The sequence below is a fragment of the Nocardia sp. CA-290969 genome (genome assembly GCF_050936135.1).
Lineage (GTDB): Bacteria > Actinomycetota > Actinomycetes > Mycobacteriales > Mycobacteriaceae > Nocardia.
This window is the reverse complement of the sequence record NZ_JBNJNJ010000001.1, coordinates 2,000,739-2,020,034: the sequence shown is the minus strand read 5'-3', so window position 1 is coordinate 2,020,034 and position 19,296 is coordinate 2,000,739. Positions and strand designations below refer to the sequence as shown.

At 65.6% G+C, this 19,296-nt stretch carries 19 protein-coding genes; 6 read left to right on the top strand and 13 right to left on the bottom strand.

Annotated features, from left to right (window positions below; translation table 11 throughout):
* Nucleotides 1-27 precede the first annotated feature (27 nt).
* On the bottom strand, nt 28-1,194 hold the full coding sequence (locus tag ACQEVO_RS09470; protein WP_357420708.1) for a mandelate racemase/muconate lactonizing enzyme family protein: 1,167 nt from the start codon (nt 1,192-1,194) through the stop codon (nt 28-30).
* A 196-nt stretch (nt 1,195-1,390) separates the two neighbouring features.
* Here ACQEVO_RS09470 and ACQEVO_RS09465 point away from each other — a divergent pair, with 196 nt between their 5' ends.
* The 5 genes from ACQEVO_RS09465 (at nt 1,391) to ACQEVO_RS09445 (ending at nt 6,205) form a co-directional block, all read left to right on the top strand.
* Entirely contained in the window at nt 1,391-2,092 is a 702-nt protein-coding gene (locus ACQEVO_RS09465; RefSeq protein WP_432911058.1) for a GntR family transcriptional regulator, read from the top strand.
* Between the two features lie 98 nt (nt 2,093-2,190).
* Entirely contained in the window at nt 2,191-3,294 is a 1,104-nt protein-coding gene (locus tag ACQEVO_RS09460; RefSeq protein ID WP_432911055.1) for a tartrate dehydrogenase, read from the top strand.
* A gap of 176 nt (nt 3,295-3,470) precedes the next feature.
* Entirely contained in the window at nt 3,471-4,064 is a 594-nt protein-coding gene (locus ACQEVO_RS09455) for a TetR/AcrR family transcriptional regulator (RefSeq protein WP_432911053.1), read from the top strand.
* A 625-nt stretch (nt 4,065-4,689) separates the two neighbouring features.
* On the top strand, nt 4,690-5,436 hold the full coding sequence (locus ACQEVO_RS09450) for an NADPH-dependent F420 reductase (protein ID WP_432911051.1): 747 nt from the start codon (nt 4,690-4,692) through the stop codon (nt 5,434-5,436).
* A gap of 34 nt (nt 5,437-5,470) precedes the next feature.
* Complete coding sequence (locus ACQEVO_RS09445; RefSeq protein ID WP_432911050.1) at nt 5,471-6,205, top strand: NADPH-dependent F420 reductase; 735 nt, start codon at nt 5,471-5,473, stop codon at nt 6,203-6,205.
* Nucleotides 6,206-6,320: 115 nt separating this feature from the next.
* Here ACQEVO_RS09445 and ACQEVO_RS09440 read toward each other — a convergent pair whose 3' ends face one another.
* The 4 genes from ACQEVO_RS09440 to ACQEVO_RS09425 form a co-directional block, all read right to left on the bottom strand.
* Nucleotides 6,321-7,220 (bottom strand): TIGR03620 family F420-dependent LLM class oxidoreductase, encoded by a 900-nt coding sequence (locus ACQEVO_RS09440; protein ID WP_432911048.1) that lies wholly within the window; start codon nt 7,218-7,220, stop codon nt 6,321-6,323.
* 137 nt (nt 7,221-7,357) lie between these two features.
* Nucleotides 7,358-7,768: a Zn-ribbon domain-containing OB-fold protein gene (locus ACQEVO_RS09435; protein ID WP_432911046.1), complete on the bottom strand. Its 411-nt coding sequence runs from the start codon at nt 7,766-7,768 to the stop codon at nt 7,358-7,360.
* Between the two features lie 40 nt (nt 7,769-7,808).
* On the bottom strand, nt 7,809-8,975 hold the full coding sequence (locus ACQEVO_RS09430; protein WP_432911044.1) for a thiolase family protein: 1,167 nt from the start codon (nt 8,973-8,975) through the stop codon (nt 7,809-7,811).
* Nucleotides 8,972-9,787: a crotonase/enoyl-CoA hydratase family protein gene (locus ACQEVO_RS09425; RefSeq protein WP_432911042.1), complete on the bottom strand. Its 816-nt coding sequence runs from the start codon at nt 9,785-9,787 to the stop codon at nt 8,972-8,974. The genes ACQEVO_RS09430 and ACQEVO_RS09425 overlap by 4 nt, the downstream gene beginning before the upstream one ends.
* A 470-nt stretch (nt 9,788-10,257) precedes the next feature.
* Between ACQEVO_RS09425 and ACQEVO_RS09420 the strand changes: the two genes are divergently transcribed.
* Complete coding sequence (locus ACQEVO_RS09420) at nt 10,258-11,019, top strand: SDR family NAD(P)-dependent oxidoreductase (protein ID WP_432911041.1); 762 nt, start codon at nt 10,258-10,260, stop codon at nt 11,017-11,019.
* Nucleotides 11,020-11,192: 173 nt separating this feature from the next.
* Here ACQEVO_RS09420 and ACQEVO_RS09415 read toward each other — a convergent pair whose 3' ends face one another.
* The 8 genes from ACQEVO_RS09415 to ACQEVO_RS09380 form a co-directional block, all read right to left on the bottom strand.
* Nucleotides 11,193-11,633, bottom strand: coding sequence for a nuclear transport factor 2 family protein (locus ACQEVO_RS09415; RefSeq protein ID WP_432911040.1), 441 nt, complete (start codon nt 11,631-11,633; stop codon nt 11,193-11,195).
* Nucleotides 11,634-11,674: 41 nt separating this feature from the next.
* Nucleotides 11,675-12,523: a mycofactocin-coupled SDR family oxidoreductase gene (locus ACQEVO_RS09410; RefSeq protein ID WP_432911039.1), complete on the bottom strand. Its 849-nt coding sequence runs from the start codon at nt 12,521-12,523 to the stop codon at nt 11,675-11,677.
* A gap of 72 nt (nt 12,524-12,595) precedes the next feature.
* Nucleotides 12,596-13,960, bottom strand: a complete 1,365-nt coding sequence (locus ACQEVO_RS09405; RefSeq protein WP_432911037.1) for an MFS transporter — start codon at nt 13,958-13,960, stop codon at nt 12,596-12,598.
* Nucleotides 13,957-14,745, bottom strand: a complete 789-nt coding sequence (locus ACQEVO_RS09400) for an SDR family NAD(P)-dependent oxidoreductase (RefSeq protein ID WP_432911035.1) — start codon at nt 14,743-14,745, stop codon at nt 13,957-13,959. The genes ACQEVO_RS09405 and ACQEVO_RS09400 overlap by 4 nt, the downstream gene beginning before the upstream one ends.
* 73 nt (nt 14,746-14,818) lie before the next feature.
* Nucleotides 14,819-15,604, bottom strand: coding sequence for an enoyl-CoA hydratase/isomerase family protein (locus ACQEVO_RS09395; RefSeq protein WP_432911034.1), 786 nt, complete (start codon nt 15,602-15,604; stop codon nt 14,819-14,821).
* 97 nt (nt 15,605-15,701) lie between these two features.
* Entirely contained in the window at nt 15,702-17,303 is a 1,602-nt protein-coding gene (locus ACQEVO_RS09390; protein ID WP_432911031.1) for a long-chain fatty acid--CoA ligase, read from the bottom strand.
* 32 nt (nt 17,304-17,335) lie between these two features.
* Nucleotides 17,336-18,136: an enoyl-CoA hydratase/isomerase family protein gene (locus tag ACQEVO_RS09385; RefSeq protein WP_051743150.1), complete on the bottom strand. Its 801-nt coding sequence runs from the start codon at nt 18,134-18,136 to the stop codon at nt 17,336-17,338.
* A 226-nt stretch (nt 18,137-18,362) separates the two neighbouring features.
* Nucleotides 18,363-19,172, bottom strand: a complete 810-nt coding sequence (locus ACQEVO_RS09380) for an enoyl-CoA hydratase/isomerase family protein (RefSeq protein ID WP_432911028.1) — start codon at nt 19,170-19,172, stop codon at nt 18,363-18,365.
* Nucleotides 19,173-19,296 lie beyond the last annotated feature (124 nt).

Here is a 19,296-nt window from a genome sequence, read left to right as displayed (position 1 = left end):
TCATCGGCCACGACCCGCGGTCCGGGATCAGTGATGCAGGGCCCGGAGCACCTCGTAGAAGGCGGCCTTGCCTTCGAATCCGATACCGGGGGTCTCGGTCAGCCCGACCCGGCTGTTCTCCACCACCGCACCGTCGGCGAAACCGCCGGTCGGCTGGAATTCACCAGGATAGGACTCGTTGCCGCCGAGCTTGAGCGCGGCCGCGATATGCAGGGAGAACTGATGACCGCCGTGCGGGATGCACTGACGTGCGGACCAGCCGTGCTGGGCGAGCATCTCCTGGACCCGCAGGTACTCGGTGAGACCGTAGCTGAGGGCGGGGTCGACCTGGATGATGTCGCGGTCCGGGCGCATGCCGCCGTAGCGGATCAGGTTGCGGGCGTCCTGCAAAGAGAACAGGTTTTCGCCCGTGGCGATACGCCCCGAGTAGTGCTCGGACAGTACGGCATTGAGGCGGTAGTCCAGCGGGTCGCCGACCTCTTCGTACCAGAACAGGCCGTAGGGCTCGATGGCCTTGCCGTACTCCAACGCGGTCGGCAGATCGAACCGGCCGTTGACGTCGACGGCCAGCCGCGAACCGTCACCGTCGAGGACTTCGAGCACCGCCTCGATGCGCCGTAGGTCCTCGGCCAGATCCGCACCACCGATCTTCATCTTGACCACGGTGTAGCCCATGTCGAGGAAGCCGCGCATCTCGTCCTGCAGATCCCGCAGCGTCTTGCCCGGTGCGTAGTAGCCGCCCGCCGCGTAGACGAAGACCGAGTCGTCGGGCTGTCCGTCGCCGTATTTATCCGAAAGGTACCGGTACAGCGGCTTGTCGGCGATCTTGGACGCCAGGTCGAACAGCGCCATGTCCAGCACACCGACCGCCACCGAACGCTCACCGTGGCCGCCGGGCTTCTCGTTGGTCATCATCAGCTTCCACGCGCGGGCCGGGTCCAGCTCCCCGGCCTCGTCGAGTAGTGCCTCCGGGTCCGCGTCGAGCAGGCGGGGGATCATCCGGCGGCGCAGGATCTCCCCCGCGCTGTAGCGGCCGTTCGAGTTGAAGCCGTACCCGATCACGGGCTCGCCGTCACGCACGACATCGCTGACGATCGCCACGATCGAGCAGTCCATGCTGCTGAAGTCGATCCAGGCATTGCGGATCGACGAGCTGATCGGAACAACGCCCTCGTGCACAGAAATGATCTTCATCGGTTTCTCCTGTCGACAGCCGGTGGCGACGGCCCGCGGCATTCGGTGAAGAGCCGGGACAGCGTCCCGGATCCGCAGAACTTATAAGATGTAAGTCTTATAAGATGCAAGTGCGATGCTAAACTGCGAGCGGCGCCGAACACAAGGGCTTCTTGTGGCGGCGGACACAGAGATCGGATCGGTTGAAGGAGGGCGCATGACGTCGACCGGCGTGACGAACGTCTTTTCCAGCAAGGGGGACGTGGCATACGCCGAGATCCGGCGGCTGATCCTCAGCGGTGAACTCGCCGCCGGCTCCCGACTCCCCCAGTACAAGCTGGCCGACCGCCTCAGCATGAGCATCACCCCGTTGCGCGAGGCCATCCGGCGCCTGAGTAGCGAGGGGCTGGTGGCGGTCGAGTCCCATCGCGACGTCCGGGTCGCTCCGATGAACGCGCGAGAAGCCCAGCAACTGTTCGAGGTCCGCCTGTCGCTGGACCCGACCGCCGCCGAACTGGCCGCAACCAGGCGGACCGAACAAGACATCTTCGATATGCGCGCGGCGCTGAAAAGGCTCGTCCCGGTGACCCGGCAGTGGGGCGAGGAAGGCCTGGTCGCCCACCGCGACTTCCACCGCGCGCTCTACCTCGCCTCCCACAACGACGTCCTGATCCGTCTACTCGACGACGTGTGGGACAAGTCGGACCGCTATCGCCGTATGGGCCTGGAACTGCCCCCGGGCGATGAACCCCGCACCCGGGATCTCAACGAACACCACCAAATGTTCGATCTCGTCCTCGCCGGTGACGGCCCCGGCGCGGGCGAGCTCATGCGCCGTCATATCACCGAAAGCCTCACCGCCGCCGCCATCCGCGAACTCGAACAACGCGAACAGGACCCCACGCGCGAACCCGCATAGGGACCGAACAGACACACACACCAATAACGAACCGCACCGGGCACAGCGAACTCGCCGCCCGTCAGCTCCTCCACGCCTGCACAAAGGAGTGTTCGCCCATGGGCTCCACCCACCGCATCGCCGTCATCCCCGGTGACGGCATCGGCACCGAAGTCGTCCCCGAAGGGCTGCGCGTCCTCGAAGCCGCCGCGAAGACCTTCGATTTCACTCTCGACTACGAACAGTTCGACTATGCCTGCGCCGATTACTACACCCGCACCGGCGCCATGCTCCCCGACGGCTGGTTCGACCAGCTCAACCGCTTCGACGCCATCTTCTTCGGCGCCGTCGGCTGGCCCGAGGTCGTGCCCGATCACATCTCGCTGTGGGGCAGCCTGCTGCAGTTCCGCCGCCACTTCGACCAGTACGTCAGCCTGCGTCCGGTCAAACTACTACCCGGCATCCCCAGCCCTCTGGCCGGCCGCGTCCCCGGCGATGTCGACTTCTACGTCGTGCGCGAGAACACCGAAGGCGAGTACTCCAGTATCGGCGGCATGGTCTTCGAAGGTACGGACCGCGAAACCGTCATCCAGGAAACCGTCATGACCCGCGTCGGCGTGGACCGGATCCTGGACTACGCCTTCACCCTGGCCCAGTCACGTCCGCGAAAGCACCTGACCTCGGCCACCAAGAGCAACGGGATCTCCATCACCATGCCGTACTGGGACCAACGGGTGATGGAAGCAGCGAAGCGGTTCCCCGATGTGACGGTGGACAAGTACCACATCGATATCCTCACCGCGAACTTCGTGCTGCACCCCGACTGGTTCGACGTCGTCGTCGCCAGCAACCTCTTCGGCGACATCCTCTCCGACCTCGGCCCCGCCTGCACCGGCACCATAGGAATCGCGCCCAGCGGAAACATCAACCCCGAACGCAAATACCCCAGCCTGTTCGAGCCCGTGCACGGCTCGGCCCCCGATATAGCCGGCAAGGGCATTGCCAATCCGATCGGCCAAATCTGGAGTGCGGCCATGATGCTCGACCACCTCGGCGAACCCGACGCCGCGGCCGCCATCATGACCGCCGTCGAAAATGTTCTGGTCCAGGGCACCGGTGAACTGACCCCCGATATGGGCGGCAACGCAACCACCCGTTCCCTCGGCGAAGCAATCGCCGACCGGCTACAGGACACACCGCCATCGCGCATCACCCATCGATGAGCGAAGGCAACAAGACGAATCCACCGGGCGGGACGATCACCCACGGCCATGGCGGACACCCCGGGTCGCTCCTGCCGCCCATTTGACCGGATTCTGCCTCCGCTTTACCCTCGCAATTCAGACGGAGGCGGCATCAGTTTCGATGCGGCCATGGGCTCACCGGAAGCAGAAGACGCATGAGCGCCAGTGAACAGCGGGGGCGCAAACCCCGCGCGGACGTCCAACGCAACCGCGCAGCCCTGCTGGAGACCGCGCAACGCCACTTCCTCCAGCATGGGGTCGGCACCTCCCTGGAGGCGGTGGCCAAAGAGGCGGGTGTCGGGCCCGGCACCCTGTACCGGCACTTCCCCACCCGGGAAGCGCTACTGGCGGCCGTTCTGCAGACACGCTCCGAGGAGCTGGTAACCCGCCGAGCGGACATCGAACAGCTGGGCGATGCCGGCGAGGCGTTGGAGCAGTGGCTGCGGGCAATGGAGGAATACTTCAGCGCCTTCAGCGGGCTCCCGGATCCGCTCATGGCCGCGGCCCAGGAGCAGGACCCGGACAATCCGCTCGCCATTCCTTGCGACATCTTCATCGCCGCCACCGACAAGTACGTGGAAGCAGCCCAGAGCACGGGACAGGTACGCGCGTCGGTACGCGGCTACGACCTGTTCCTCGCGGCCTGTTCCATTGCCTGGATCAAGGGCAACGGCGCCGACGCGGAGTCGCTCGACCGGCTCCGCACACTCCTCGCGAGCGGCTACCGCCAGCGGGACGAGAAGGCGTAGATCGCCGAGCGCCGCGCTCGGGCTCGAGCCGCCGACATCCGGAACCGCAGTTCATCGAGGATGATTACGAGTTGTTCGCCAAGGGTTTTGCCCGCTGACGCTCACCGCATTGTTGCGCAGACCACCGGCGCGCGGGTCCGCGCCGCCGTTCCACCGGCCGGCCGGAGGGCACGTGCCCATGACTGCGATTCATACCCGACCGCCCTTCTGTCGCCCCGCGAACAGGTCGCTGGATCCCAGTTTTTGACAATACGGAGTCTGCCTCCGTACTCTCGGGAGCAGACAAATGGAGCTATTCTCCGTTTTCCGGTTGCGTCGATCGGAGGATCAACCATGACAACTCGACAGATGGTCCTCGGCATGCAGTTCAGCGGCGGCTACGGAGCCGAGTCCGCGCGACCCGCGCTCCGGCCGTGCCCTGGAAGCGGCCCGGGAAGGCTGGACTCTGCGCGACGTGCCGGCCCACGGCGTGATCGATTACCACCCGGCGACAGGGGCGACACCGCCGGTCCTCGTCCTCGCGGCATTCCTGCCTGGACATACGCGAGATTACGCGGGGATACGTCCGAGTTCGGGGCCGTCGTAACCGATGAACGAAAACGATGAACAACTCGAGGAGTTCTGTATGAAGATCGGCATTCTCGGTGTCGGCCATATCGGTAAGACACTCAGTCGAAAGTTGGGCGCGGCCGGACACGATGTCAAGGTGGCCAACTCGCGCGGGCCCGAAACGATCGACCCCACGGTCCTTGCCACAGGAGCACGTGCGGTGCCCGCGGCCGAGGCCGTGCAAGGTGTGGACGTCGTCATCCTCTCCATCCCACTGAACCGCATTCCCGACATCGCGCCGCTGCTCACCAATGTACCCACCGAGACGGTTGTCATCGACACCTCGAACTACTATCCGGCGCGCGATTCCGAGATCGCGGCTATCGAAGCCGGCCGGGTCGAAAGCCTCTGGGCCGCAGAACAGCTCGGCCGGTCGATCGTCAAGGCATGGAACGCCATCGGCTCCGACTCCTTCGCCCTGAAGGGCACACCTGCGGGGACCCCGGGCCGAATCGCCATCCCGGTGGCGGCCGATGACGACAGCGAACGCGCGGTCGGGATGGCGCTGGTCGAGGACACCGGATTCGATGGATTCGATGCCGGACCGCTGGCGCAATCCTGGCGCCAGCAGCCCGGGGCGCCGGCTTATTGCACGGATCTCACCCGCGACGAGATGCCGGCCGCTTTGGCGAGCGCCGAGGCAGCACGGTTGCCGAAGCGGCGTGATCTCGCAGTCGCCGCCATCGTCGAAAGGCTCGGCGACGGGACAACGAACCCCGGCTCGGAGTACGGCGTCCGCCTCAGCCGCGCGCTGTACATGTAGCTATCCGGACACGATAGAAGGGAAGAAACACGATATGAGGATTTCCGTTATCGGCGCCGGAGCCATCGGCGGCAATATCGCACGCCGGCTCAGCGAGGCCGGACACGAGGTACTGATCGCGGACGCCCGCGGGCCGGATGCCGTCGCCACCGACGTCCGCGCGGCAGGCGCTCGCGCAGTCGACCTGGAAGCCGCGACCCACGACAGCGAGGTCATCATCCTGTCGATCCCGTTCGCGAAGCAGCCCGAGCTCGCCGGCGTCCTCGCCGGGGTCTCCGGCGATACCGTCATCGTCGATACGTCGAACTACTATCCCGTCATGAACGGCCACGTCGAGGCGGTGGACAACGGGCAGGTCGAGAGCGTGTGGAGTGCCGAGCAGCTCGGCAAACCGATTGTGAAGGCGTGGAACGCCGCACTCGCGGGCACGCAACAGACCAAGGGAGTACCCGCCGGAACACCCGGCCGCATCGCCATCCCCGTTGCCGCCGATTCGGAACGAGCACGCCGGATCGCCATGCAACTCGTCGACGACACCGGCTTCGATCCCGTCGATGCCGGTGTTCTGGCCGAATCGTGGCGGCAACAGCCGGGGACGCCTGCCTACTGCACGGAACTGGATGCCGCGGAGTTGCGGCGGGCCCTGGCAGCGGCCGACAAGGACGAAGCGCCCCGCACTCGTGACCGGCTCGGGGAGCAATTCGCGAGCCTCACCGCGGCACCCTCGCTGGACGAGACCGTCGCGATCAATCGCGCCGCACACCACTGACCCAGCGCCCGCGGGCCGTCGGCCGCTCCGGTAGAAGAGGCCGGCGGCCCGTTGCGGTGTCACCATCGCGCGCGGCCGTCCGCACACCGCCGGACGGCAAGCCGCGCGCTGGAAATCACAACTGCAGCGCCTTGGCAAGCTCACGGAGCGCGGGCCGCGGATCGGTCGCCGGTGTGTCCGTCAGGACCTGCACGACGACGTGGTCCGCGCCGGCGTCGAGATGTGCGGTGAGCGCAGCGGCGGCGGCGTCGGCCGAACCCACGCCGACCAGTGCGCGGGCCAACCGGTCCGATCCGCCGGTGACCAGGTCGGACTCGTCGAAACCTTGGCGTAGCCACGAGTTCCGGTAGTTGGGCAGGATCGAACCCATCGTGAGATGATCGTGCGCACGCCGAAGTTGATCCTCGGAATCGCCGCCGATCGCCACGGCTTGTTCGGTGACGATCCAGCGATCGGGGCCGAGGATCGATCGGGTGACCTGTGTCTGTTGGGGCGTCACCAGATAGGGATGGGCGCCGTCGGCGTGTTCGCCGGACAGTTCGATCATCTTCGGACCCAATGCGGCGAGCAGGCGCAGGGGCCTGGCACCGGCCTCGATCTCCGCGGGCAATGCGTCCATGCGCTCGAGGTAGGTCCGCATCGTTGCCAGCGGCTTGCGATACGCGGCCCCTCCCAACTGTTCGACGAACGGGCCGTGGCTGACACCCAACCCGAGCACGAACCGTCCCGGGTACAGGGCGCTGAGCATACGGCCACCGGACTCCGCCGCCGTCGGTATCCGGACGTGGATATTGGCAATTCCGGTACCGATCACCAGCCGGTCGGTGGACGCGAGGAAGGCCGCGGATTCCACCAGCGCGTCTTTGCCGCCACCCTCGGGCATGAACAGCGAACCGAACCCCAATGCTTCGATATCGCGGGCGATGTCCTGCGCCGCACGTATCGGCCACGCCTCGCTGTTCCACCAGACGCCGACCTCGGACGGAAACTCCACACCGGCATTTCGATCGGACATAGTTGTTGACCTACTCTCCAGGTTCGTCGGTTCTGCTGCCTGTAGCGAAGTGGCGCGCCCGATACCCATGGGGCCCGGAACGCCGGCTCGATCGCCGATCACGAGGGGACCGGCCGCTTTTTCGATCGGATATCGGCCTACTCGTCCTCGGCGGGTGTGAAGACCGGGACGTACTCGTCGGTTTCCGCCGGCCCCGACTTCGGGAACACCGCGCGGACTCGTAGTCCGGCAGCCAGGGTATCGCGGTCGATATCGACCAGCTGGGTCCACCACCACGGCCCCTCATCGAGCTCGACCAGGCCGATCGTGATCTCGACCGGGGTATCCGAACCGCGGCCCGGCCGGGGGACGAACGCCCACGAGACGACCCGGCCGCGACCCGAAGCCCGCACCCATTCCAGATCGGTGTTACCCAGACTGTCCTGTGCTGCGGGCGGGGCCAGGATTTCCCCGGTTTCCGTGGACCGGCGCAACAGGAAGACTCCTCGCGCGGTTCCGTCGAAGAACTCCGAGGTTGCGGCATCACGGACAACTGGCTGAATGTTCATTGATGTGGGAATCCCTCCGCTGATTCCGGCCTTGCCCGGCTCACGAGCCCAGGATCAAGGTCGAGTGGTGGTCGAGAATTCCACCGTTACCCGAGACCAGGACGAGCTCGTGTTGTTCCACCTGCCGGGCGCCGGCCTGCCCGCGCGCCTGCAGGATGGCCTCGGACAGCGGGGTCATACCCCACATGTAGTACGAGGACAGCTGTCCCCCACCGGTATTCATCTTCACCTTGCCCTCCGGGCCGATCATTCCCGGTGTCGCCACGAACTCGCCTCCTTCGCCTTTGGCGCAGAATCCGTAGTCCTCGAGGCTGACCAGAGCGGTGTAGGTGTAGCAGTCGTAGAGTTCGGCGATATCGATATCGTCGACGGTGACGCCGGCCATCGACATGGCCGCCGGCCCGGAGCGCGCCGCGCCGGTCACCAACCCGAAGTCGTCGTTACGACGCAGTTTGGTGCCCGGATGACACTGTGCCCATCCGAGAACGCGAACCGGAGGCTGCGCCAGGTCGCGGGCGCGGTCGGCGGTGGTCACCACGACGGCGACGCCACCGTTCGATACCAGGCAGCAATCGTAGAGGTGGAACGGATCGCTGATGATGCGGGATTCCTGGTGATCGGCGAGGGTGATGGGGGTACGCATCTGCGCCAGTGGATTGAGCGCGGCCCAATCGCGCTGGGCGACGGCGATGGCACCCAGCTGTTCGGAGGTCGTCCCGTATTCGAGCATATGGCGGCGCGCGGCCAGCGAGTACAGCACGTTCGGAGTTACGGCGCCCGTCGACCGCTGGAGGCCCGCCCATCCGGACGGTGTCCGGTGACCATCCGAATAGGCCTGGCCCGCCCCGGCCCCCTCCACGAGGGGAGCATCACCGAAAACGCATACGATCACTTCGGCCATCCCGGCCTGCACCGCCATCGATGCATATTGGACCGCCGCACCGGCGGTAGCGCCGAATGCCTGCATCTGGGTCAGAACCGCAAGGTCGCGCAGGCCTAGATCGACCTGCAACTCGAGGCCGACATCGTTGGTCACGCCGCCCGAGACCAGTAGACCGTCGACATCCGCCAAGCGCAGACCGGCGTCGGCGACGGCCAGTCGGGTGGCCTCCGCAGCGAACTGACGGGCGTTCTTGCCGTAGACCTTCCCCATCTCGGTCATTCCGAGACCGGCGATCACCGGTGATCGCGAGGTGCTGTATTTCATTGTCCTGTCCAGTTCGGTGTCCGCTTCTCGACGAAGGCCCGCAGGCCCTCCTGTGCGTCTCGCGAATGCCGGACCCGTCCCGCTTCGAGGCGGTTGCGCGCCCAGTCCGCGGCCTCGCGCTCGACATGCCCGTCGGTGATACCGCCCGCGATACGTTTGGTGGCCTGCACCGCGAGCGGGGCGTTGGCGGCGATGGCCTCGGCGAGCTCGAGTGCAGCCGAGAGGACCTGCGCCTGCGGTACGACACGGGTGACCAGCCCCAGCTCCGCCGCCCGCGCCGCCGAGATCGGCTCGCCCGTGAAGGCCATCGCCAAGGCGACCTTGCGCGGAATCTGCTGCGCCAGCCGGAACGCACCACCGGCGGCGGCCACCAGTCCGCGGCGCACTTCGGGCAGGCCGAACTCGGCGGTATCGGCCGCGACGACCATATCGCTGGCCAACGCCAGTTCGGTGCCGCCGCCGAGCGCGAATCCGTTGACCGCGGCAATGGTGGGTTTGCTGACGGGGTGATCGACATACCCGGCGAAACCCCAGCGAGCACGAGGCCCCGCGGGGTGGATATCTTCCCCGGCGGCCAGCGCCTTGAGGTCTGCCCCCGCACAGAACGCCCGATCGCCCGCACCGGTCAGGACTATCGCTCGCACCGAAGGATCGCGCTCGGCGGACTCGAGCGCCTCGCCGATCGATTCGGCGACCATCCGGTTGATGCTGTTGCGGGCCCGGGGGCGGTTGATCGTGATCAGCAGGACATTGCCGCGCTGTTGCGTCAGGACCGCCTCGGTGTGCAGGTCGTGAGCTTCTCCGGTCGTCATGGTTGGCCTCACTGCTATCGAACTCGGAACGGTCGCCGGTGGAGGCATGAACGTTTGCTCATCGGGCACCTCGTTCTGGCTGTCGAGCGGATGACTCCTCGAAACCCCGTCGTCAACCGGACTAGGGATATACTGACATATATAGTCCATATTAGGAAATGAGATCAGATGGCACCCCGGCCACGCGAGGGCCACACCCGTAACGAACCCTGCGCCCACCCCGGGATACGCCTCGAACCGCGCCGATTCATCGGATAACCTGGTCGCCGGCGGTAATTCGCTCTCACTCACGTTCCCGCAGCTCCACCGACAGTGGCCGCACCGGCCTCGAAGGACCCCACATCGGGCGGCTGCGAAACTTGCACACAGACGCAGAAGCCATAATACTGACATATACCGTCCATATTGAGAATCAGGCCGGACCGCAGTGAGCCTTTGCCCGACAGGACCTCACTCCCATACACGGAGGTATGAACATGCAGGTGTCCCTCGAAGGGAAAATCGCGCTGGTGACCGGCTCGGGCCAGGGTATCGGCGCCGCGATCGCCACTCAGCTGGCATATTCCGGCGCGCAGGTGGCGGTCTGCGATCTGCACGGCGACCGCGCCGAGGCCGTCGCACGGGAATTGTCGGAACAGGGGTTGCGCGCCCACGGGTTCACCTGCGATGTCACCTCGCCTGAGGAGGTCGCGGCACTGAACCGGGCCGTGACGACCACCCTCGGTCCCCTCGATATCCTGGTGAACAACGTGGGCTGGGCAGGTGATGACCCGTTCGTCTCCCTCGGCGTCGAGCAGATCCGCAATCTCGTCGATGTCAATCTCATGTCGGCGATATTCGTCTGTCACGAAATCGGCGCCGGGATGGTCGAACGCGGCTCCGGTCGAATCATCAATATCGCCAGCGACGCCGGCCGGGTCGGTAGTGGCGGACAGGCCGTCTACGCCGCCACGAAGGGCGGCGTCATTGCTTTCACCAAATCGCTGGCCAGGGAGTGGGCCAAGCGCGGTATCACCGCGAACTGCGTCTCCCCCGGCGCCACCGACACCCCGCTGTGGGCCGACGATACCTCCGACCGCATCAAATCCATGTTGCTGTCGACCATCCCGCTCAAACGAGTCGGCCGGACCGAGGAAATCGCCACCGCGGTCGCCTTCCTCGTCTCCGACAAGGCCGATTACATCACCGGCCAGGTGCTCAGCGTCAGCGGTGGCCTGACCATGGTCGATTAGCGGCGACGGGTTCGCCGGCCGGAGCGCTGCGGCCGGCTGGCGGCTCTGTGGCGACAGCGTCGTCGCCACAGAGCCGCACCGTACGGAGGCCGGCCGGGGAGTCCGGCGTGACAACACCTATCCGGGCGCGGCCTGTGGTGCGCCCTCACACCTCAATACATACCGCTGGAGCACTATCCCGAGGCGAGCGGCGCCTGGCCGACCTGCTCGGGCTCGAAGGTCTTCACCAGCACCCGCTTGGAGATCAGCCACGTGGAGTCGACTTTTCTGTATTCGTCCTCGTACTGAACGTTGAACCGCAGCCGAGGTCCACCGCCGGCGTGCTGCACATCGCAGATACCGAACGCGACACCCGTCGCGCGGGTGTCGGACAGGATGGTGATCACGTGGTTGGTCATATGGTGAACGACGTGTTCCACCATGCCCATCAATTCGTCGCCGTACGCCGCAATGGCCTCGCGCCCGACGTGGAGACCGAAATCGACCTGGCGTTCGTCGAAAAAGCAATCCTCCGTGAACACTTCGGCCGCCCACCGAGCAGGCTCGCCGGTGTCGAGAAGAAGGGCGTAGCGATGGTTCAGCTCGGTGATGGCGAATTTGTCTTCGATGGACATACTGTGGACCTTTCCTCAGCGGGTTCTGTGTTGTCGCCTGGTCACACGTGCGGGATCTTGTTGGGGGCCATGGCTCCCGCGTCGAGCACATGGGTAGTGCCGGTGATATAGCGAGCGTCGTCGGAGGCGAGGTAGACCACCGCATTGCTCACGTCGATGGGTTCGATCCAGGGCACACGCAAGCCCTGCAAGTGCACGAAAACGTCTTCCACCTCGGCTCGCGTCGGGTTCGCCACGTGGGGAAGAAAGACACTGTGCACCACCGGGTTGTTGATCATCGGCGTGTCGACGTTGCCGGGATGCAGTGAATTCACCCGGATGTTGTGCGGAGCGAGCTCGACCGCGAGCGCGCGCATGAGACCGGTGACGCCGTGCTTCGAGGCGGTGTAGTGAGAGAGATCGGCGTAAGCGATGAGACCGGCAAGGGAGCTGGTGAGGATGATCGAGCCGCCCTGTTTCCGTTCGATCATCGACGGTACCGCCGCCCGGACGGTCTTCCAGGTGCCGGTGAGGTTGACGTCGATCATGTCCTGCCATTGCTGTTCGGACATCTCCCAGGAGGGCGCGAAACCGGTGATGCCGGCATTGGCGACGACGATATCGATCCCACCGAGTTCCGCGACCGTCTCGGTGACAACAGCCTGGAGTCCGGCCAGATCCCGGATATCGCACTCCCGATGGATGATCCGGCGGCCTGTCTCCCTCGCCAGTTCGGCGGTGTGCGCCAGATCCTCGGAGGTAGGCAGCGCATAGGGCACGGTGTCCACCGGTGCGCAGATATCTATCGCCACCACATCGGCGCCCTCCTCGGCAAGCCGCAGGACATGTGACCGTCCTTGGCCGCGGGCGGCGCCTGTCACCAGTGCGACCTTGTTGTCGAGACGTCCCATGACGGTCCTCCTTGTTCGATATACCGGCGGATACCGGCGATGACTGGTTGCCGCGGAGCGCCGGACCGACTCTTATGCCGATTCGAGGGGTCGGCTCGCGGTCTCCGGGACCCGCAACGTCGTCAGCAGCACCACCACGGCGACAGCCATCAGATAGAAGGCAGGCGCGTAGGTGGTTCCCGTCTGCGCGACCAGGAAGGTGGAGACATATGCCGCGGTACCGCCGATCAGACCGAAGACGTTGTAGCTGATGCCGAACGCCGTGTATCTGATGCTGGTGGGGAAGCGCTCCAGCGCGGCGGTGACGTAGACGGCCTGTCCGGCAGAGACCGGTATCGCGAGCAATATCAGCGCGGCCACGGCCGCGAGGAAGTTGCCGGTGTCGAGTAGCAGGAAGCTCGGGTAGGTGAAGACGATCAAGCCCACTGCGGCGGAGACGAGGACGCGCCGGCGGCCGTACCTGTCGGACAGTATGCCCATCGGCGGTCCCAGGACGACGATGGCCGCGCCGCCGGCGCAGATCGCCAGGAGACCGTCGCCGGAGTCGAAGCCGAGCTCGCTGGTCAACAGCGTCGGCATGTAGATCATCATGATGTAGTAACCCAGAAAGGCACCGGCGCCGAGCAGTCCGGTCACCGCCATCCGGCGGTACATGGAGGCCTTTCCGAGCACCTCGGGAAGCGGGCTCTGGAAAGTGGCCTCGGCTTTCCGTGCGAGCCGGAACGCGGGGGATTCGTCGAGCTTCACCCGAATGTAGAGCCCCACCAGGCCGAGCGGCAGGGCGAGGAGGAACGGAATGCGCCAGCCCCAGCTGTTCAGCGATTCGGTGGACAGCAGCGCCGCGAGCAGCGCGGCGGTGAGCAGACCGGCCAGGGTCGCGCAGGTGATCGACACCCCGATCCAGCTCACGAAGTAGCCGCGCCGGTGATTCGGTGCGGATTCGGCGACGAAGATCGTCGCCCCCGGAAGCTCACCGCCCGCCGAAACACCCTGGAGGATACGCAGAATCACCAGCAGCAGCGGTGCCAGTACGCCGATCGTCTCGTAGCTCGGCAGCAATCCGATGGCGGCCGTGCTGACCGACATCAAGAGGATGACCGAGACCAAGGTGGTCTGCCGTCCGATCTTGTCGCCGAATCGACCCCAGACCAGCCCACCCAGCGGCCGTGCGACGAATGCGAGGGCGAAGATGCCCAGTGTGCTCAGCAGCCCGCTCACCCGGTCCGTCGCGGAGAAGAAGGTGCTCGCGATGGCGGGGGTCAGGGCGGCGTACACAGCGAAGTCGTAGTACTCGACGAAGGAACCCGCACAGCTCGCGATCACGGCGCGACGGAGCATTGCTGGGCTGATATCGGTCTCGGCGTCGTGACCGGCGGGAGTTTCCGGCGCTTCCGCCCGGGGCATACCGGCCTCGTTGCCGGTCTTTTCGGTGGTCACACTGTTGTCCAACCGCCATCGATGACGAGCGTCTGCCCCGTCATATACGACGACGCCTCGCTGGCGAGGAACACCAGGGCGCCGTTGAGTTCGTCTTCCCGTCCGCCGCGCCGCATCGGCATACGCCGGAACCGGCGTTCACCGGCGCTGCTGGCGAACAGTTCCTCGGTGAGCTCGCTCCGGAAATACCCGGGCGCGAGGGCATTGACCCGGATACCGCGATCCGCCCATTGCGCCGCGAGTTCGCGCGTCAGGCTGATCACCGCCCCCTTGCTGGCGCAATAGCCGGCCTCGGGAATCGACCAGCTGGCGACCAGGCCGTTGATGGACGCGATATTGATGATTGTGCCCCGCCCCTGTTCCAGCATCCGGCGACCGGCGAGGTGGCAGAGGCGATAGAGCGCGATCAGGTTGACGTCTATCACTTTGCCGAAGGTTTCCGGGTCTTCGTCTTCGGCCGGCTGGATCGAGGTGATACCGGCATTGTTGACGACGATATCGATTGCGCCGCGCCATTCCACGGTGCGGTCGATGACATCGCGGATCTCGTCGTCTTTCGTGACATCCGCCGATACGGCAAGGATGTGTTCGGGGAACTGGTCGACCAGCTCGAGGAGCGGGTCTTTTCGCCGCGCCACCGCGACGACATGAGCGCCGCGCTGTGCCATCGCGGTGGCGAATTGCCGGCCGAGACCGGAACTGGCTCCGGTGACGATCGCGACTTTGCCGGCGATGTCGAACAACGGGTCCACGCTGCGGACCGCTGTCGGAGTGGTGTCGTTCATGCGGAAATTTCTCCTGGGTCTATCGGTGCGTTTCTCGAGTTCGACGCAACCCGCCGGTGTCGGTCGTCAGGCTTCAGGCGTGCTTGCCGAGTGCGCCGAAAGCCTCATAGGCGAGTCCCATGCCGAGCATTTCGAGGACCTGTTTCTTGAGGGGCTGGACGATGAGGGCGCGGGTGAAACGCAGCGTCGTATCCGATTTCTCGGCGATCCGGCCCGCGATCTCCCGGGCGCGCTCGAGCACCTGGTCCGGGGGAAGGACCTCTTTGACGAGGCCCCAGCGGAGCGCTTCCTCCGCGGTGATCGTCTCCCCGGTGAGCATGTAGGCACGGGCCCGGTTGATCCCGAGGAGCATGGTCATCCAGATCTGGGAACCGTCGCCCGGCGCGATATCTTCCAGTTCGAAATGCGCCGAATCCTCGAACGAAGCGGTGTCCGCGGCAATGATGACGTCGGAGAACAGGGGAATCTCGCAGTGCCGCGCCACCGGGCCGTTGACCGCGGCGACCACCGGGACCTGGATATCCAGGATTGCGTTTACCAGTTCACGCTGGTCGGTCCAGGCGTCCTGTTCCCATACCGCGTATTCCTCCGAGAAGGAGGGGATCACGGTCATGATCTGCCCGCCCTCGGCGTCGGCGCGCGGTCCCATGAATTCCACACCGGTGCCGGTGATGAGCACGACTCGATTACCGCGATCGAGCGCGACATCGCGGAATGCGCGGGTCAATTCACGATGAGTATGCATGCCGATCTGAAAGGGCCCGCCATCGGAATGGAGTCGTAATTCCAGAATTCCGTTCTCGTCCCGGGTGAATTCGCAGTGCGGATACTTGTCGCGGTAGTCGTCCAGTACGGTCATGGAAACCATCTCCTTTGAGGTTGCCGAGTAGAAATCTCTGCCCCGAAAAATATCGGAGGCAGCTGGTGGTGGAGCTTTCGATTCGAGCGCTGCGGCTTCAGACGAGATTGCCGAATTTCTCTCTGAGCAGTTTCTTGTCGAACTTTCCGGTACTGGTGCGCGGAATGTTGTCGATCACCCGGAAATCGTCCGGGATCCACCATTTCGCGACGCGTCCAGTGAGGTGTTCGCGAAGTTCGTCGGTGTCGACGACACCGTCGGTCACGACGAAGGCGGCGGGACGCTCGCCCCAGCGGTCGTCCGGGCGCCCGACGACGGCCGCCTCGCGAACCGATGGGTGTGCCATCAGCGCCGATTCCAGATCCAGGGAGCTGATCCACTCGCCCCCGGATTTGATCGCGTCCTTGAGCCGATCGGTGATCCGCACCCACCCTTGCGGGTCGATGGTCCCGACATCCCCGGTCCGCAGCCAGCCGTCGTGGAACTTGTCCGCGCCGACGCCGGCGCCGAGATAGGCGCCGGCCACCATCGGCCCGCGGATCTCCAGTTCACCCACGGTGACCCCATCCCGGGGCAACTCCGTGCCGTCGTCGGCGACGAGACGCATTTCGTAGAGCGGCGAGATCCGGCCGGCCGAAGTGCGCGACCGCCACCCCTCATCGGTGTCGGTCATCGCCGAAGGCGTCACCATGGTGGCTCCCGGGAACACTTCGGTCATGCCCCAGCCCTGGACGAAATCGACTCCGCGGGCACCGTAGGCGCGCATGAGCGACTCGGGAACCGCGGTCCCGCCACCGACGACGGTCCGCAGGCTCGACAGATCGACCGGGGCCGGGCCCGATTCGCGCTCCCGGATGACTCGCAGCAGGTCCATCCACACTGTGGGAACGCCACCCGCCCAAGTCACGCGATGCTCGGAGATCAGTTCGGCAACCGCCTCGGGTTGCAGGTTCGGTCCGGGCAGGACCATATCGGCGCCGGTGAGACCGCAAAGGAAGGGCAGCCCCCACCCCATGGCATGGAAGAGTGGAACCAGGCCGAGGACGACGTCTTCCTCACCGATCCGGAAGACGTCACGACCTGCCATGGACAGGGCGTGCAGGACGATCGACCGGTGGGAGTACAGAACTCCCTTGGGATCGCCCGTCGTACCGGAGGTGTAGCAGAGGGCTGCGGCAGCCCGCTCGTCGACGTCGACCGGCGCGAGCGGCCGATCCACCTGTGCGATCAACTCCTCGTAGCCGAGTTCGCCGGTAGCGAGATCGCCGGCGGCGGCGCCGATGACCACCACCTGCTCGAGATGCGGCAGCCGATGCCGCAGACCGGCGATCCGCTCCCGGAAATCGGACTCCACGATCAGCACGGTGTCGCGCGCATGGTTGATCGTGTACACCAATTGTTCCTCGTGCAACCTCGGGTTGGCCGTGTGCAGCACCGCCCCCATGCCGATGACCGCGTAATAGGTCTCGAGGTGCTCCTGGGTGTTCCACGCCAGGCTACCGACGCGGTCCCCCGCCCGGATTCCCCACTGCGCCAATGCCGCAGCGAGGCGCTCCGACCGATCCAGGACTTCGACGAAGGTGGCCGACCGGGAAGGACCGTCCGGGTGGCTCGCCGACCGCGAGTACACCCGTGCCCCGTGATGGATGGTGCGCATCCGCCGCAGCAGCAACGCGACGTTCAGGTCGACATCCATCATGAGGCCCGGCATCGGCGCCGGTTCGGGCGGTGTCACTGCCGGGCCGCAGCCGCCGCGCGCCGGCGATCACGGGCTTCGAGCGCCGCACCGACCAGACGCTGATGATCCTCCGACACCGCGGAGACGCGTTCGGCCTGGAAGCCCAGATCCAGTGTCACGCTGGACAACATGTGCAGGATGGCGTTGAGCGCCTTCTTGGTGCCCTGCACCGCGACATGCGGTGAGGCCGCCATCCGCTCGGCCCATTCCATGGCCCGCGGGAGCACCTCGTCCACCGGGCAAGCCTCGGTGACCAGCCCCCATTCCGCGGCGACCCGCCCCTCCACCGGATCCCCGGTGAGCAGGAAGCGCTTGGCGCGCGCCATACCGACGAGAATCGGCCACATCATGGCCCCGCCGTCACCGGCGACAAGACCGATCACCACATGCGGGTCGGACAATCGCGCATCCTCGGCCACGATGCTGAAATCGCTCATCAACGCCATCGTGAAGCCGTAGCCGGCCGCCGCACCGTTGACGGCGGAGATGACCGGCTGCGGGAGGTTCAACAGATCGTCGACGATCTTCTTGGCTTCGAAGAAGGTGGTCTCCCTGGTCACCGGGGTCTCCCCCGCGATCCACTCGAGATCGCCGCCGGCACAGAACGCCCGTCCCGCACCGGTGAGGACCACCGCCCGCACCCGGCGATCCATGCCGATATCGGCGAACACCGTGGACAATTCACGATGGAAGTCGGCATCGATCGCATTCAGCTTGTCGGCACGCAGGAACGTCACCGTCAGCACACCGCTGCTCGACAGGTCGAACTTCATCGTCTGATACCGCTCATACATTGGCAGCTACTCCTTCGGGATTGATCGCCACAGCTACATCGAGACCAGGAGCCACGTCGGTCTGTTCCGGCGCGATCCGGACCGCCTGCTCGCGACGGCCGCGCCATCGGAGGGCGATCACCGCCTGAGAACTGTTAGCCATCAACGTGACTCCGATCATACTGACACATATAGTCCAAAATAGGAAGAAGGTTGGACCAGGACCTGATCGCCGAGGTCGGCAGCCTTACCGAGACTCGTCGAAGCGCCAACGACCGGTGAAGGACGGCGCTGTTCTGGATTTGAAAGCCCGGTAGCCGTTGTCGATGTCCTCGCCGGCGAAATTCACGGCCTGCGCCACCGCTTCGGCCTCGAGGCTGCCGGCGAAGTCGGCCCCCGCCGCACGGTGCAGAAGAGACTTCGTCAAGGACAGTGCGGCCGGCGGACCGGCCGCCAGCCGACCGGCGAGCGAATCCACGACAGCATCGAGGTCCTCGGGCTCGACCACCTGGGTAGCCAGTCCCAGTCGTTCCACCTCCGCCGCGTCGAGGACATCGCCCGTCATCGTCAGCAGTTTTGCCTTCTGCATCCCGATGAGACGAGGCAGCAACCAGGACCCACCGACATCGATCGACAACCCCCGCCGGGGGAACACCTGCGCGAAAGTGGCGTTGCTCGAACAGATCACGAGGTCGCAGCACAGCGCGAGATTCCAGCCACCGCCGATCGCCGGGCCCGGCACCTTCGCGATCGTCGGCTTCGGAAACTCGTGCAGGGCAATCGCTGTGGCAGAAATGATTCGCATGCGGTCCAGCGGATGTTGTGGACCGTCGGCCCCCAGCTCGCCGCCGGACGAGAACACCCCGTGGGCACCCGTCAGGACCACCGCGCGCACACTCGTATCGTGCTCCGCGTCGTCGAGCGCCGCCGCCAGGCGACGCCACTGAGCGGAATCCAGGGCGTTCTTCACCGCAGGCCTGTTCATGGTCAAGGTCCGGACGCCGTCGGCCTGCTCGACCACAAGCGGGTCGGTCTCCGGTTCATTCGATGTCGCCATAGGACTTCCTCTCGGCATATGGATTCCGCGTCCTCACCGCGCCCCACCGGCCGCGAGAGCGCGAAACATTCTGGACGGAATGGCTCGGTAACTTGCTGTGTGTCCCCTCCGGCCGGGCGAGATG